This is a genomic window from Leifsonia araucanica (assembly GCF_051161895.1).
In the GTDB taxonomy this organism is placed as follows: Bacteria; Actinomycetota; Actinomycetes; order Actinomycetales; family Microbacteriaceae; genus Leifsonia.
Genome location: NZ_JBMBTW010000002.1, coordinates 946499 through 962515, shown reverse-complemented (window position 1 = coordinate 962515; position 16017 = coordinate 946499). Strand labels below are relative to the sequence as shown.

Annotated in this window: 12 protein-coding genes; all 12 read left to right on the top strand. The window is 69.3% G+C overall.

Translation table 11 applies throughout. The features are described from left to right. Positions 1 to 54 precede the first annotated feature (54 nt). On the top strand, positions 55 to 1509 hold the full coding sequence (gene rpsA, locus ACN6M5_RS04625; protein WP_085367681.1) for a 30S ribosomal protein S1: 1455 nt from the start codon (positions 55 to 57) through the stop codon (positions 1507 to 1509). Between the two features lie 96 nt (positions 1510 to 1605). Next, the gene (gene coaE / locus ACN6M5_RS04620) at positions 1606 to 2202 is read left to right on the top strand and encodes a dephospho-CoA kinase (RefSeq protein WP_434948679.1); all 597 of its coding nucleotides are present in this window, start codon (positions 1606 to 1608) and stop codon (positions 2200 to 2202) included. 62 nt (positions 2203 to 2264) lie between these two features. Next, positions 2265 to 4331, top strand: coding sequence for an excinuclease ABC subunit UvrB (gene uvrB / locus ACN6M5_RS04615; protein WP_085367679.1), 2067 nt, complete (start codon positions 2265 to 2267; stop codon positions 4329 to 4331). Positions 4332 to 4402: 71 nt separating this feature from the next. After that, positions 4403 to 5122 carry a DUF4129 domain-containing protein gene (locus tag ACN6M5_RS04610; protein WP_434948677.1) on the top strand — a complete coding sequence of 240 codons (720 nt, stop codon included), beginning with the start codon at positions 4403 to 4405 and terminating at the stop codon, positions 5120 to 5122. Then, positions 5119 to 5799 carry a hypothetical protein gene (locus ACN6M5_RS04605; RefSeq protein ID WP_434948676.1) on the top strand — a complete coding sequence of 227 codons (681 nt, stop codon included), beginning with the start codon at positions 5119 to 5121 and terminating at the stop codon, positions 5797 to 5799. The genes ACN6M5_RS04610 and ACN6M5_RS04605 overlap by 4 nt, the downstream gene beginning before the upstream one ends. Further along, positions 5796 to 6878 (top strand): AAA family ATPase, encoded by a 1083-nt coding sequence (locus tag ACN6M5_RS04600; protein ID WP_434948675.1) that lies wholly within the window; start codon positions 5796 to 5798, stop codon positions 6876 to 6878. Before ACN6M5_RS04605 ends, ACN6M5_RS04600 begins: the two co-directional genes overlap by 4 nt. After that, positions 6875 to 8398, top strand: coding sequence for a DUF58 domain-containing protein (locus tag ACN6M5_RS04595; protein WP_434948674.1), 1524 nt, complete (start codon positions 6875 to 6877; stop codon positions 8396 to 8398). The genes ACN6M5_RS04600 and ACN6M5_RS04595 overlap by 4 nt, the downstream gene beginning before the upstream one ends. Next, positions 8395 to 8952 carry a hypothetical protein gene (locus tag ACN6M5_RS04590; RefSeq protein ID WP_434948673.1) on the top strand — a complete coding sequence of 186 codons (558 nt, stop codon included), beginning with the start codon at positions 8395 to 8397 and terminating at the stop codon, positions 8950 to 8952. The genes ACN6M5_RS04595 and ACN6M5_RS04590 overlap by 4 nt, the downstream gene beginning before the upstream one ends. A gap of 179 nt (positions 8953 to 9131) precedes the next feature. After that, positions 9132 to 12008 carry an excinuclease ABC subunit UvrA gene (gene uvrA / locus ACN6M5_RS04585; RefSeq protein WP_085371154.1) on the top strand — a complete coding sequence of 959 codons (2877 nt, stop codon included), beginning with the start codon at positions 9132 to 9134 and terminating at the stop codon, positions 12006 to 12008. 9 nt (positions 12009 to 12017) lie between these two features. Then, on the top strand, positions 12018 to 14024 hold the full coding sequence (uvrC, locus tag ACN6M5_RS04580) for an excinuclease ABC subunit UvrC (RefSeq protein ID WP_434948672.1): 2007 nt from the start codon (positions 12018 to 12020) through the stop codon (positions 14022 to 14024). 36 nt (positions 14025 to 14060) lie between these two features. Beyond that, positions 14061 to 14936, top strand: a complete 876-nt coding sequence (rapZ, locus tag ACN6M5_RS04575; protein ID WP_085371156.1) for an RNase adapter RapZ — start codon at positions 14061 to 14063, stop codon at positions 14934 to 14936. A gap of 58 nt (positions 14937 to 14994) precedes the next feature. Next, positions 14995 to 15975, top strand: a complete 981-nt coding sequence (gene whiA, locus ACN6M5_RS04570) for a DNA-binding protein WhiA (RefSeq protein WP_434948670.1) — start codon at positions 14995 to 14997, stop codon at positions 15973 to 15975. Positions 15976 to 16017: the final 42 nt, after the last annotated feature.

Genomic DNA, 16017 nt, shown 5'->3' with positions numbered 1-16017 from the left:
CAGAAGAACCATCGCGACCGGCCTGAATTATGTCCATAACGGAGCACTCACTACATGACAACCGCAACGACCGACAAGGCACCCAAGCAGGTCGCCATCAACGACATCGGATCTGCTGAAGACTTTCTTGCCGCGGTCGAAAAGACGCTGAAGTTCTTCAACGACGGAGACCTCATCGAAGGTACCGTCGTCAAGATCGACCGCGACGAGGTCCTCCTCGACGTCGGTTACAAGACCGAGGGTGTCATCCCCTCCCGCGAACTCTCCATCAAGCACGACGTCGACCCCACCGAGGTCGTCGAGGTCGGCGACACCGTCGAGGCGCTCGTTCTCCAGAAGGAGGACAAGGAAGGCCGCCTCATCCTGTCCAAGAAGCGTGCGCAGTACGAGCGCGCGTGGGGCGACGTCGAGAAGATCAAGGAAGCCGATGGCGTTGTCACCGGTACCGTGATCGAGGTCGTCAAGGGTGGACTCATCGTCGACATCGGCCTCCGTGGCTTCCTCCCGGCGTCGCTCATCGAGCTCCGCCGCGTGCGCGACCTCACGCCGTACCTCGGCCAGGAGATCGAGGCGAAGATCCTCGAGCTCGACAAGAACCGCAACAACGTGGTCCTGTCGCGCCGTGCCCTGCTCGAGCAGACCCAGTCCGAGAGCCGCACCACGTTCCTGAACAACCTGCACAAGGGTCAGGTCCGCAAGGGTGTCGTGTCGTCGATCGTCAACTTCGGTGCGTTCGTCGACCTGGGCGGCGTCGACGGTCTCGTCCACGTCTCCGAGCTCTCCTGGAAGCACATCGAGCACGCCTCCGAGGTCGTCGAGGTCGGTCAGGAAGTCACCGTCGAGATCCTCGAGGTCGACCTGGACCGCGAGCGCGTCTCGTTGTCGCTCAAGGCGACGCAGGAGGACCCGTGGCAGGTCTTCGCCCGCACCCACGCGATCGGTCAGGTCGCACCGGGCAAGGTCACCAAGCTGGTTCCGTTCGGTGCGTTCGTTCGCGTCGCAGACGGCATCGAGGGCCTCGTGCACATCTCGGAGCTGTCTGGCAAGCACGTCGAGCTCGCCGAGCAGGTCGTTTCGGTCGGCGACGAGGTCTTCGTCAAGGTCATCGACATCGACCTCGAGCGTCGTCGCATCTCCCTCTCGCTGAAGCAGGCGAACGAGGGCGTCGACCCCGAGGGCACCGAGTTCGACCCGGCGCTCTACGGCATGCTCACGGAGTACGACGACCAGGGCAACTACAAGTACCCTGAGGGCTTCGACCCCGAGACGAACGAGTGGAAGGAAGGCTTCGAGGCCCAGCGCGAGAAGTGGGAGCAGGACTACGCTGCAGCCCAGGCTCGCTGGGAGGCCCACAAGAAGCAGGTCGCCAAGGGTCTCGAAGAGGCCGCAGCCGAGGGCACCGCGTCCACCGGCGGTTCGACCTTCACCTCCGAGTCCACCTCGGGCGGAACGCTGGCCGACGACGAGTCGCTCGCCGCTCTGCGCGAGAAGCTCAGCTCGAACTCCTAAGCGGTTCATCCGGAACGGCCGGTCCCTCACGGGGCCGGCCGTTCCGGCGTTAACGCGAGCGAGCCGGCGGCGGCAGGACGCGGCTAGCATGGTCTGGTGCAGCTGATCGGACTCACCGGCGGGATCGCCTCCGGCAAATCGACCATCGCCCGCCGCCTCGCCGAACACGGGGCCGTCGTCGTCGACGCCGACCGCATCGCGAGGGAGGTGGTCGAGCCCGGCACCCCGGCGCTCGCGCAGATCGCCGAGTCGTTCGGGCCGCAGGTGATCCGCGAGGACGGCAGTCTCGACCGGCCGGCACTCGGCGCGATCATCTTCGCCGACGAGGATGCGCGGCTGCGGCTGAACGCGATCACCCACCCCGCGGTGCTCGCCCTGTCCACCGAGCGTTTCCGTGCGGCGGGGGAGGCCGATCCGGATGTCGTCGTCGTCTACGACGTGCCCCTGCTGGTCGAGTCGGCCAACGAGTACCCGTTCGATCTGATCGTGGTGGCGCACGCGTCGGCGGACACGCGCATCCGGAGGCTGGTGGAGCTGCGGGGGACGGACGAGGCGGAGGCGCGGCGCAGGGTCGGCTCGCAGGCGACCGACGAGGAGCGTCTGGCGGTCGCCGACGTGGTGATCGACACCGACGGCACCCTGGAGCAGACGCTCGCGCAGACCGACGCGCTGTGGGACAAGCTGCGCGGCTGAGAGCCGTTCCGCTCAGAGCGCACACCGCCAGGAATGTCGGTGGTCCTTCCTAGACTGGACACATGCAACCCACGCGCGCCGTCCGTCCCTTCGAGGTCGTCAGCGAATACCAGCCGAGTGGCGACCAGCCGCAGGCCATCGCCGAACTCGCCGGTCGCATCAACGCCGGCGAGACCGACGTCGTGCTGCTCGGCGCGACGGGAACAGGCAAGTCGGCCACCACGGCCTGGCTGATCGAGCAGGTGCAGCGGCCGACGCTCGTGCTCGCCCACAACAAGACCCTCGCCGCCCAGCTGGCCAACGAGTTCCGTGAGCTCATGCCCAACAACGCGGTCGAATACTTCGTCTCCTACTACGACTACTACCAACCGGAGGCATACGTCCCGCAGACGGACACCTTCATCGAGAAAGACTCCTCGATCAACGCCGAGGTCGAACGGCTGCGGCACTCCACCACCAACTCGCTGCTCAGCCGTCGCGATGTGGTCGTGGTCTCCACCGTGTCCTGCATCTACGGCCTCGGCGCCGCGGAGGAATACCTCGAGGCGATGGTGGCCCTGCAGGTGGGGGAGAACGTCGGGCGCGACAAGCTCATCCGTCGTTTCGTCGGCATGCAGTACGAGCGCAACGATATCGACTTCTCGCGCGGCAAGTTCCGCGTGCGCGGCGACACCATCGAGATCATCCCGGTCTACGAGGAGAACGCGGTCCGCATCGAGCTCTTCGGCGACGAGATCGAGGCCATCTACACACTGCACCCGCTCACCGGCGAGATCATCTCCAAGGTCGACGCGATCTCGATCTTCCCCGCGACGCACTACGCGGCCAGCCCCGCCACGATGCAGCGCGCCATCGGCACCATCCAGACCGAGCTGCACGACCGGCTCGTCGAGCTGGAGCGCGAGGGCAAGCTGCTCGAAGCGCAGCGGCTCAGGATGCGCACCCAGTTCGACATCGAGATGATGGAGCAGATCGGCTTCTGCTCCGGCATCGAGAACTACTCGCGCCACATCGACGGCCGTCAGCCCGGCGAGGCGCCGAACTGCCTGCTCGACTACTTCCCGGACGACTTCCTCGTCGTCATCGACGAGTCGCACGTCACCGTGCCGCAGATCGGCGCGATGTACGAGGGCGACTCCTCGCGCAAGCGCACGCTGGTCGAGCACGGCTTCCGCCTGCCGAGCGCGCTCGACAACCGCCCGCTCAAGTGGAACGAGTTCAAAGACCGCGTCGGCCAGACGGTCTACCTGTCCGCCACGCCCGGCCGCTACGAGATGGGCATCGCCGATGGCGTCGTCGAGCAGATCATCCGCCCGACCGGTCTCGTCGACCCGGAGATCGTCGTGAAGCCCACCAAGGGCCAGATCGACGACCTGCTTGAGGAGATCCGGCTGCGCGTCGAGCGCGACGAGCGCGTCCTGGTCACCACGCTGACCAAGAAGATGGCGGAAGAGCTCACTGACTTCCTCGCCGAGGCGGGCGTGAAGGTCCGCTACCTGCACTCCGACGTCGACACCCTCCGCCGTGTGGAACTCCTCACCGAGCTGCGCGCCGGTGTCTACGACGTGCTCGTCGGCATCAACCTGCTCCGTGAGGGTCTCGACCTCCCCGAGGTGTCGCTCGTGGCGATCCTGGATGCGGACAAGGAAGGCTTCCTGCGGTCGTCGACCTCGCTCATCCAGACCATCGGCCGCGCGGCGCGCAACGTCTCCGGCCAGGTCCACATGTACGCCGACGTGCTCACCGACTCGATGAAGAACGCCATCGAGGAGACCACCCGCCGCCGCGAGCGGCAGGTCGAGTACAACAGGGTCAACGGCATCGACCCGCAGCCGCTGCGCAAGCGCATCGCCGACATCACCGACGTGCTCGCTCGCGAGGGCGCAGACACGGCAGCGATGCTGGCCGGCCGGGAGGCGAAGAAGAAGAGCCCGACGCCCAACCTCCGCAAGGGCGGCATCGCCGCGCAGGGCGCGAACGAGCTCGAGGCTCTCATCGCCGACCTCAACGGCCAGATGCTCGCCGCCGCCGGCGAACTGAAGTTCGAGCTGGCCGCACGCCTCCGCGACGAACTCGGCGACCTGAAGCGCGACCTCCGCCAGATGGAGAAGGCGGGCCACCTGGGCTGAGCCGGGCCTCGCCTCTCCATCGGGCGACCGGTATACGGTGGCAGGGTGAGCGCGATGACGACGGCGGGGCGATGAAGCGTCATCGGATGCTGCTCGCCTGCTCGGCGCTCGCGCTCATCGCCGTGGTCGCGCTGGCCGTGCAGGGCGCCCCGGTCTTCTCCGGGATGCGCTGGGTCCCTCCCGCGGAATCCCAGCCCCCGCTCCCGCAGAACGTCACCGGCCCCACCGCCTCCGGGTCTCCGGCTCCGCGCGAGCTGCAGCACGTCACCCGGTTCGACGTCTCCTGGTTCGTGGTCGCCGCCGCCGTGATCGTGCTCGTCATCGTCGCAGCACTCATCTGGCGAGCAGTCCGTCGCCGTCTCACCCTCCCGGAACGGGATGCGTTGCCGCTCCTCCCCGACGCTCTCGGCGACGCGCCACCCGAGGATGAGCCGACCCCGGAACCCGTCCAGGTCCGCCGCGGCCTCGACCTGGCATACGACCGCCTGACCGAACCGCGCGAACCCCGCGACGCCATCGAACGCGCCTGGCTCGGCCTGGAAGAGGCGGCCACCGACTCCGGGATGCGCAGACTCCCCGCCGAGACCCCCGGCGAATTCACCACCCGCGTCGTCGTCCGGGTCGCCACCGACCGGGACGCCGCCGCCACCCTCCTCGACCTCTACCTCCTCGCGCGTTTCAGCGCGGCGCCCGTCACGGCCGGCGAGGTCGCCCGCGCCCGCGCCGCAGTGGATGCGCTCCGCGCGTCCTGGACCACGGCGCCCCGCAGCGCAACCGGAGGCCCGCGGTGACCGGGGACGAGCGCGCCGCCGCCGAGCGCCTCGCGCCCGCGCGCGCCCCCAGCAGGCGTCTCCTGTTCTCCGCCGGTTTCCGCTGGCGCATCGCCGGGTGCATCCTGCTCGCGGCAGTCGCCGGCTTCGTCGCCTGGTTCTTCGGCCTCGACCCCGAGCACGCCATCGGTCTGGCCGCGATCATCCTCGCGGCCGGTGCCTGCGCGACGGTTCTCGGCGAGCAGGCAGGAGTGGGCTGGCTTCCCGACCCGGTGCTCCCGCGCGACGGCGCCCGCCGCGACGTGTCCCAGCTCGGCTGGGCGCTGCACACCCGCGGCGGGGGAGTCGCGCCGGAGGCTGTCCGCCGCCTCCGCTCCGTCACGGCCAGCGCCCTCGAACTCCACGGCCTCGACCTCGACAACCCCGCGGACGCCCCCGAGATCGCCCGCCTCCTCGGCCCCGACACGGTCCGTCTCCTCCGCCGGGGCACCGCCGAGTCCCCGAAGCCCGCCACCTTCGAGGCGATCGTCACCTCCCTCGCCCGCATCGCCGAAGCCCCGATCGGCCCCGTCGACCCCGTCGGCGACGGGGGCGACCACCACACGGTCGGCAGAGCCGAGCCACACGCCGCATCCACCGCATCCACCGCCCCCACCGCCCCCACCGCCCTCACCCCGCCCCAGGAGCCGCACCCATGACAGCTGCCACCCCCGACCTGCCCGCCGCCTCCCGCGACCTCCCCGCCGCGCGCCCCGCTGCGCGCCCCGCTGCGCTCCCCGTCGCCGAGATCGCCCGGCTGAGCGGCGATATTCTCGACCGTGTCGGCAGCGTCGTCGTCGGGATGCGCCCGGCGCTCGAGCTGGCACTGGCGACCATCCTCGCCGGGGGTCACGTGCTGTTCGAGGACGTCCCGGGCCTCGGCAAAACGCTCGCCGCGCGCAGTATCGCGTCGGCCATCGGTCTCGACTTCCGGCGCCTGCAGTGCACCCCCGACCTGCTCCCCGCCGACATCACCGGCTCGTTCGTCTATGCACCTGCGTCGGCCGAGTTCGTCTTCCGCCCGGGGCCGATCTTCACCGGCCTGTTCCTCGCCGACGAGATCAACCGCACGTCGCCGAAGACCCAGTCCGCGCTGCTGGAGGCGATGGCCGAGGGTCAGGTCACCGTCGAGGGCCAGAGCTTCCCGCTGCCGGAGCCGTTCCATGTGGTCGCCACCTCCAACCCGATCGAGTTCGAGGGCACGTACGCACTGCCGGAGGCGCAGCTCGACCGGTTCATGGTGCGGCTGAGCGTCGGCTACCCGGATGCGCAGGGCGAGAGCCGCGTGCTGCTCGCGCGGGTGAGCAGGCGCAGGGAGGTCGCGATGGTCGAGCCGGTGATCGACGCCGCCACGCTCCGCGCCATGCAGGACGGCGTCGAGCTGGTCGACGTCGACGAGGACATCGCCGCATACTGCGTCGCTCTCGCCGCGGCCACGCGTCGTCACCGGTCGGTGGAGGTGGGCGCGTCGCCGCGCGGTTCGCAGGGGCTGCTGCTCGTCGCGCGCGCCCGCGCCGTGATGGCCGGACGCGATTTCGTGATCCCCGACGACGTCAAAGCCGTCGCGGTCCCCGTCCTCGCGCACCGCCTCTCGCTCACTGTCCAGGCCTGGACGAGCGGCGTGCAGGCCTCCCAGGTGGTCACCGAGGTGGTCAACTCGGTGCCCGGTCCTCCGTCGGTCGGAGCAGCACGGGATGCGGCCCGCGCGACTGTCCCGGATGCGGGGCTTCCCGGGTGACCGCCGAGGAGCCGGGCCGCCCGCCGCAAGCCCCCGCGACCCCGACGACCGCCGCCACTCCTGCCGCCTCCGCGACCGAGGCTGCCACCGCATCCACCGCGGCCACCGCAACCACCGCATCCACCCCGTGGGACCTCAGCCCGGCCGTCGTCGCGGCGCTGGTCGTCGCGCTTGTCTGCCTCGGCGCCGGTTTCATCGCGAGCAGGGTCGAGCTGGCCCTGGTCGGCGTCCCGTTGCTCATCGCGGCGGCCTACGGCTGGGACCGTCGCCCCGGCGACCGCATCCCGCTCGCGTTCTCGGCGTCCGTCGAGCCCGCACGCGACGGGTCCACTGGCCGCTCCCCAGCGGCTCCTGCTTCCTCCACCAGCCCGTCGATCCCCACGACCGAGACCACCGCGCCCACCCGCACCACTCAAGGCGCCATCGTGCGCGCAATCGGCTCCGTCACCACCCCAACCTCCACCACTCCCACCCGCATCGACGCCGTGGGCGTTCGCATCGCGCTCCCGAACCGGGCGCCGCTGGACACGGTCCTCACCCCGCGCGCGGCTACACGCATCCCGGCCGACATCGTCGTCGTGCACTCCGGACCGCAGCTGCTGTTGCAGCTGACCGTCCGCGTCATCGGCGCAGACGCATCGTTCGTCGGCGATACCGCGCCCGCGCCCGCGCTCGACCGGGTGGTCCGTCCGCGGGTCGTGCCGGTGCGGAGTCTGCCGCTTCCCGCCCGGCTGATCGGGCTCACCGGGCCGCACCCGTCGGCGCGGCCGGGGGATGGGGGCGAGTTCCGGGATGTCGACCGGTTCCAGCCGGGGGACAGGCTGCGCCGCATCGACTGGAAGGCGACCGCCCGGCGGGCGCAGAGCGCCGGCGAGCTGTTCGTCCGCCGCACGATGGCCACCTCCGACGCCGCCGTCCAATTCGTGATCGACAGCAGGGACGATCTCACCGGGAGGGTCGCGGACTGGGCGGCCATGCATCCACTGCCCGGCGTCTCGTCGCAGGATCTCGCGCGGGAGGCCGTCGTCTCGCTGGCCGGAGCGTACGTCGCGGCGGGGGACAGGGTCGGTTTCGACGACCTCGCGGACCCTGCCCGCGCCATCCCTCCCCGGGCGGGTGCCAGGCACCTGCACCGGGTGACGCGCGCCGTCGAGCTCACCGGCCCGCGCGGTGCGGTCACCGAGCGGGTGCGCGCGCCGATCCTCGCCCCCGGCGCGCTCGTCTACGTGATGTCGACGTTCCTCGACGAGCAGCCGCTGCGCCTCGCGCTCGTCTGGCGGGCCGCCGGGCACCGGGTGATCGCGGTGGATGTGTTGCCCGGCAGGCTCACGCGCGACCTTCCCCCGAGAGAGCGGCTGGCGCTGAAGGTCGTCGAGGTCGAGCGCGCCCTACGTTTCCGTAGGCTTGCGGCGGCGGGCATCGACGTGCTCGCCTGGCAGGACACCGACGACGACGGAGCCGAGTCCGGCACAAGGGATGCGCGCCTCCGCGAGCTGAGCAGGCCGAGGAGGTCCCGGTGAGCGGCGCAACCGCCACGGAACCCGTGCTCGGCGTCACCGTTCCCGGGTGGAGCGTTCGTGCCCTCTTCGGCGTGATCGCCCTCGCGCTCTGCCTGACCGTCGCGGACTCCGGATTCTGGCTGGCCGTGTCGCTCGCCCTCACCGCGGCGGCCGTCGCCGTTCCGCGCTGGCTGACGGCGTGGTTCCTCATCGGGGCGCTCGCGTTCACAGTGCTGCTGCATCCGCAGTCCGTCGGCGAGTGGCGGGTGTATGCGCTGATCGCCGGGGCGCACGCTCTGCACCTGACGGCATCGTGGATGCTCGTGGTGCCGCCGCTCGCCCGGCTGCAGCCCGCCGTGCTGCTGCCGTCGCTGCTGCGGTTCGTGATCGTCCAGGTGCCCGTGCAGCTCGCCGCAGTCGGGTTGCTCGCGCTCACGACGAGTGCCGGGGGCGGTGCGACGGTGTGGCCGGCGGTGCTCACCGGGGTCGCGGTCGTGGCGCTCTTCCTCGTCGCGGTGCCTCTGTTGCTGCGCCGTCCGCACCGTCCGGCGGGGCAGCAGGACGATCCCCGGTAGCAATGTCGGTGGTCCGGCATAGACTCGGCGGCGAGCGGTGACAGGTCTGTCGATGAACCGGTACAATCGAACATATCTTCGATCTGTGCCGGCGTGCGATCTGCGCTGGGCGAACACAGCCGACCTGGGGCGACGAGTAGCGGAGAATTGATCGAGTGACTGAAATTGATCGGGTGGTTATGGGCAAGGTGACGGGTTCACACCTCAGCGTGCGAGGAGCGCGGGTGCACAACCTGCACAACGTCGACCTCGAGATCCCGAGGGACTCGCTCGTGGTCTTCACCGGGCTGTCCGGTTCCGGCAAGTCGTCGCTCGCCTTCGACACGATCTTCGCCGAGGGGCAGCGCCGATACGTCGAGTCGCTGTCGGCGTACGCCAGGCAGTTCCTTGGACAGGTCGACCGACCGGATGTCGACTTCATCGAGGGCCTGAGCCCCGCCGTGTCGATCGACCAGAAGTCCACCAACCGCAACCCGCGGTCCACGGTCGGAACGATCACCGAGATCTACGACTACATGCGTCTGCTCTGGGCGCGCATCGGCGTCCCGCACTGCCCCGTCTGCGGCGAGCCCATCCAGCGCCAGACCGTGCAGCAGATCGCGGACCAGCTGATGGAGCTCGAAGCGGGCAGGCGCTACCAGGTGGTCAGCCCCGTCGTCTCGCAGAAGAAGGGCGAGTTCGTCGACCTCTTCAAGGAGCTCGCGGCATCCGGATACTCGCGCGCCATCGTCGACGGCCAGCAGATCCAGCTCAGCGAGCCCCCGACGCTCAAGAAGCAGTACAAGCACGACATCTCGGTGGTCGTCGACCGTCTGGTCGCCGGGCCGGACATCCTGAGCCGCCTCACCGACTCGCTGGAGACCGCGCTGCGGCTCACCGACGGGCTGGTCCAGGTCAACTTCGTCGACGAAGAGGGCCCGGATGCGTGGCGCACCTTCAGCGAGAAGCTGTCCTGCCCCAACAATCACCCCATCCAGCTCACCGAGATCGAGCCGCGAACCTTCTCGTTCAACGCGCCGTTCGGCGCCTGCCCGGAGTGCTCCGGCCTCGGCACGCGCATGGCGGTGGATGAAGACCTGCTGCTCGGCGACGAAGACCTCAGCATCGCCGACGGCGTCATCGTGCCGTGGACCACGCAGGGCAAGGGGCTGTTCCAGTACTACGAGAAGCTGCTCGACGGGCTGGCCCGCGACCTCAAGTTCTCGCTGAAGACGCCGTGGAAGAAGCTCCCGGACGAGGTGCGCAACGCGGTCATGCGCGGCGACAACTTCGAGGTCAAGGTCAAGTGGAAGAACCGCTACGGCCGTGAGATGAGCTACACCTCGGGCTTCGAGGGCGTCGTGCCGTATATCGAGCGCCAGTACCTGCAGGCCGAGACCGACACGCAGCGTGCGCGCTGGGCGGAGTACCTCCGCGAGGTGCCGTGCTCCGTGTGTGGCGGCAAGCGGCTGAAGCCCGAAGTCCTCGCCGTCCTCGTGCACGGCGCGAGCATCGCCGACGCCTCCGAGCTGAGCCTCAGCGACGCGCGCGTCTTCATGGACAAGCTGCACCTCACGGAGCGAGAGGAGAAGATCGCCGCCCAGGTGCTGCGCGAGATCAAGTTGCGTCTCGACTTCCTCATCCAGGTCGGGCTCAACTACCTCGACCTGTCGCGCGCAGCCGCCACCCTGTCGGGTGGCGAGGCCCAGCGCATCCGGTTGGCGACGCAGATCGGCTCCGGGCTCACGGGCGTGCTCTACGTGCTCGACGAGCCGAGCATCGGCCTGCACCAGCGCGACAACCGCCGTCTGATCGACACCCTCGTCGCGCTGCGCGACCTGGGGAACACGCTGATCGTGGTCGAGCACGACGAAGACACCATCCGCACGGCCGACTGGGTGGTCGACATCGGACCGGGCGCCGGCGTCAACGGCGGCCACGTCGTCCACTCGGGCTCGTACGATGAGCTGCTGGAGAACAGGGATTCGCTCACCGGCGACTACCTCTCCGGCCGCAAGGAGATCGAGATCCCGGCCAAGCGCCGCAAGATCGACAAGAAGCGCATGATCTCCGTGGTCGGCGCCGAGGCCAACAACCTCAAGAAGGTCACGGTCGACTTCCCGCTCGGCACGTTCGTCGCCGTCACCGGCGTGAGCGGGTCCGGCAAGTCGTCGCTGGTCAACGACATCCTGTATCGGGTGCTGGCCAACAAGCTCAACGGCGCACGCAAGCTGCCGGGCAAGCACAAGGCCGTCACCGGGCTCGAGAACCTCGACAAGGTCGTGCACGTCGACCAGGCGCCGATCGGACGCACGCCGCGCTCCAACCCGGCGACGTACACCGGCGTCTTCGACCGCATCCGCACGCTGTTCTCCGAGACGATGGAGGCGAAGTCGCGCGGCTACCTGCCCGGCCGGTTCAGCTTCAACGTCAAGGGCGGGCGCTGCGAGGCGTGCTCCGGAGACGGCACGATCAAGATCGAGATGAACTTCCTGCCCGACGTCTACGTGGCGTGCGAGGTGTGCGGGGGAGCGCGGTACAACCGCGACACCCTGTCCGTGCACTACAAGGGCAAGAACATCGCCGAGGTGCTCGACATGCCGATCAGCGAGGCGGCGGAGTTCTTCCGGCCGATCTCGGCGATCCACCGCTTCCTGCAGACCCTCGTGGATGTGGGGCTCGGCTACGTCAGGCTCGGCCAGAGCGCCACGACGCTCTCCGGCGGCGAGGCGCAGCGCGTCAAGCTCGCCACCGAGCTGCAGCGCCGCTCCAACGGGCGCAGCGTGTACGTGCTCGACGAGCCGACCACCGGTCTGCACTTCGAAGACGTCCGCAAGCTCCTGTTGGTGCTGAACGGACTGCTCGACAAGGGCAACACCGTGATCGTCATCGAGCACAACCTCGACGTGATCAAGTCCGCGGACTGGATCATCGACATGGGGCCGGAGGGCGGAGCAGGCGGCGGAGAGGTCATCGCGACCGGAACGCCGGAGCGCGTGGCGGAAACGCCGGGCAGCCACACCGGATACTTCCTCAAGGAGATCCTCCAGGGCGAGAGCGCCCGGGGCGCCGCGTAGGCCGGGCGCGTGGCAGACACCGTCAGCTACCGGCCGAAAGCCGGTGAGATCCCGACCCAGCCCGGGGTGTACCGGTTCCGCGACGCCAACCGGCGCGTGCTCTACGTCGGCAAGGCCAAGAACCTGCGGGCGCGGCTGAGCAACTACTTCCAGCCGCTCCGCAGTCTGCACGAGCGCACCAGGCGCATGGTGACCACCGCGGCGTCGGTGGAGTGGACGGTCGTGGCGACCGAGTTCGAGGCGCTGCAACTCGAATACACCTGGATCAAGGAGTTCAACCCGCCGTTCAACGTGCAGTTCCGGGACGACAAGTCGTACCCGTACCTGGCGGTGACACTGGGGGACCGCATCCCGCGGGTGATGGTCACGCGCAACCGCGGCGTGAAGGACGCGCGATACTTCGGGCCGTACACGAAGGTCTGGGCGATCAGGGACACGGTCGACCTGATGCTCAAGGCGTTCCCGATGCGCAGCTGCTCCGACGGTGTCTACCGCAGGGCGGAGCTCACCGGGCGTCCGTGCCTGCTCGGCGACATCGGCAAGTGCGCAGCCCCCTGCGTCGGGCGGATCAGCCCGGAGGATCATCGCGAGCTGGCCGAGGACTTCGTCTCGTTCATGGCGGGCAACGACACCAAGTACATCCGGGTGATGACCGAGCGGATGAAGCAGGCCGCGAGCACGCAGGACTACGAGGCCGCCGCCCGCCACCGCGACGCGATCCAGGCTCTCGAAGCGGCGATGGGCAAGAGCGCCGTCGTGCTTCCCGACAACGTGGACGCCGACGTGTTCGGTATCGCGCACGACGAGCTGGCCGCCGCCGTGCAGCAGTTCATCGTGCGCGGAGGCCGCATCCGGGGTGTGCGCAGCTGGGTGGTCGACAAGGAGCTCGACGTCGAACTCGGCGACCTGGTCGAGACCGTGGTGCAGAACGCGTACGAGGGATCGGATGCTCCGCCGCGCGAGATCCTCGTGCCGGAGCTGCCGGACGACGCCATCGAACTCGAGCAGTGGCTCACGGCCCGCCGCCACGAGATCGGCGACCCGGGAGCACCGCGCGGACGCCTCACCGGACGGGTCGAGCTGCGGGTGGCGCAGCGCGGAGACAAGGCGGCGCTCGCCCAGACCGTCGAGATGAACGCCAAGAACGCTCTCGTGCTCTACAAGACGAGGCGCAGCTCCGACTTCGTGGCCAGGTCCAAGGCGCTCAACGACATCCAGGATGCGCTCGGCATGCCGGATGCTCCCCTCCGGATGGAGTGCTACGACGTCTCGCACCTCAGCGGCACCAACATCGTGGCCTCGATGGTCGTGTTCGAGGATGGCCTGCCGAGGAAGGACCAGTACCGGCGGTTCAGCATCCCGGAGTCGACGGACGACACCGAGTCGATCTACCAGGTGATCACGCGCAGGCTGGCGTACCTGAAGAACCCGGAGGCGGAGTTCGCCGAGCCGGGGGCGGAGGGCGCGCAGACGGGTGCTGCTCCCGTCGCCGGCGTCCAGACCGACGACGCCGGCGACGATCCAGAGATCGATATCGACGCCGAGCTCGCGGAGGCGGCGGAGAAACGGCGCAAGAAGTTCGCGTACCCGCCCAACCTGCTCATCGTCGACGGCGGCCAGCCGCAGGTGGCTGCGGCCAGGCGCGCGCTGGAGGAGTCCGGCGTGCAGGGCATCCAGCTGGTCGGCATCGCCAAGCGTCTCGAGGAGATCTGGCTGCCGGACTCCGACTTCCCGGTGATCCTGCCGCGCAACAGCGACGCGCTGTTCCTCATCCAGCGCATCCGCGACGAGGCGCACCGGTTCGCCATCACGTACCAGCGCGCCAAGCGCAAGCGTGACATCGGCTCGGTGCTCGGCGAGATCCCGGGCCTCGGCCCGTCCAGGGTCAAGGAGCTCTTGAAGCATTTCGGCTCCGTGGCGCAGCTCAGGAAGGCGACTCCGGACGAGATCGCCGCCGTGCGCGGCGTCGGACCGACCCTGGCGTCCGCCATCCATGAACGACTCGCCAGTCGCTAGGCTTGGGGGACACCTTTCGAGCGGAGGACAAGGCTGATGAGCACCGACACCGAGCAGCAGGAAGTGCTGATCGTGACCGGGATGTCGGGAGCAGGGAGGTCGACGGTCGCCAACGCGCTCGAAGACCTCGACTGGTACGTCGTCGACAACCTTCCCCCGCAGATGCTCCGGCCGCTGATCGAGCTGGCCAATCGGGCTGAGTCCGGTCTGCCGCGCATCGCCGCGGTGGTGGATGTGCGCGGCCGCAACTTCTTCGTCGACCTGCGCGACCTCATCCAGAGCCTGCGCGAGGGCACCAAGGTGCGCGTGCTGTTCCTCGAAGCGACGGACGCGGTGCTGGTGAGGAGGTTCGAGCAAGTGCGGAGACCCCACCCGCTGCAGGGCGACGGCACGATCCTCGACGGCATCACCGCGGAGCGCACGCGGTTGCGCGAGATCCGCGAGGCGAGCGACATCATCGTCGACACCTCCGACCTGAACATCCACCAGCTCGCCACGAACATCACGGAGACCTTCGCCGCGGAGAACACAGCGGGTGTGCAGGTGACGCTGATGAGTTTCGGATTCAAGTACGGCCTGCCGGCCGACGCCGACCTGGTGACGGATGCGCGTTTCCTGCCCAACCCCTTCTGGAACCCGGAACTGCGGCCCTTCACGGGGCTGGACGCGGTCGTGCGCGACTTCGTCCTCGAACAGCGCGGCGCCGCGGAATTCATCGACGCGTACGTCAGTGCTCTGCGCCCGATCCTCGACGGTTACCAGCGTGAGAACAAACGGCACGCCACGATCGCGGTAGGCTGCACGGGGGGAAAACACCGGTCCGTGGCGATTGCGGAAGAGCTCGCTACCCGGTTGAAAGAGATCCCTGGGCTCGCGGTGAACACAAAACACCGCGACCTCGGCCGTGAATGAAGCCGGCCACAGCCTCCACGGCCCCACGACAGGCCGTTCGAACAGAAAAGGAACCCGATTGGCTCTCACCGCCGACGTCAAAGACGAACTCACGAAGGTCGAGGTCAGCAAGACCACCGTCCGGGCAGCCGAACTCGCGACCATCCTGCGGTTCTCGGGTGGCCTGCACCTGATCAGCGGCCGCATCGCGGTCGAGAGCGAGCTGGACACTCCGGAGCTCGCCCGCCGCGTCCGTAAAGACCTCGCGGAGCTGTACGGCGTCCGCAGCGAGGTCTCCGTCATCTCCGCATCCGGTCTGCGGCGCACCAGCCAGTACCTCGTCCGCGTGCTCGACGGCGGAGAGACCCTCGCCCGCCAGACGGGGCTGCTGGATGCGCGTCGCCGCCCGATCCGCGGCCTCCCGAACCGGCTCACCACGGGTTCCCGCGACGAGCTCGCCGCCGTCTGGCGCGGTGCGTTCCTCGCCAGCGGATCCCTCACCGACCCCGGTCGCTCCGCCGCGCTGGAGATCACCTGCCCGGGCAACGAGTCCGCGATGGCGCTCGTCGGTGCCGCCGGCCGCCTCGGCGTGGCCGCAAAGGCCCGCGAGGTCCGCGGCGTGCACCGCGTCGTGATCCGCGACGGCGACGCCATCAGCGCCATGCTCGTGCACATGGGCGCGGCGAAGACCGTCGAGAACTGGGAGCAGCTGCGCCAGCGCCGCGAGGTCCGAGCGACGGCCAACCGCCTCGTGAACTTCGACGACGCCAACCTGCGCCGCTCCGCCCAGGCCGCCGTCGCCGCCTGCGCCCGCGTCGAGCGCGCACTCGAGATCCTCGGCGACGACGTGCCGGAGCACCTGCGGTACGCGGGGGAGCTGCGCCTCAACTTCCGCGACTCCAGCCTCGACGAGCTCGGCCACCACGCCGACCCGCCGATGACGAAGGACGCGGTCGCCGGACGCATCAGGAGGCTGCTGGCGATGGCGGACAAGAAGGCCGTCGACCTCGGCATCCCCGGCACGGAGGCCAACCTCCCGTCCGACCTCGACGAAGTCTGAGTCTGTTCGACGGGGAAGCAACCCCTGGCCAACTCGGTTGGC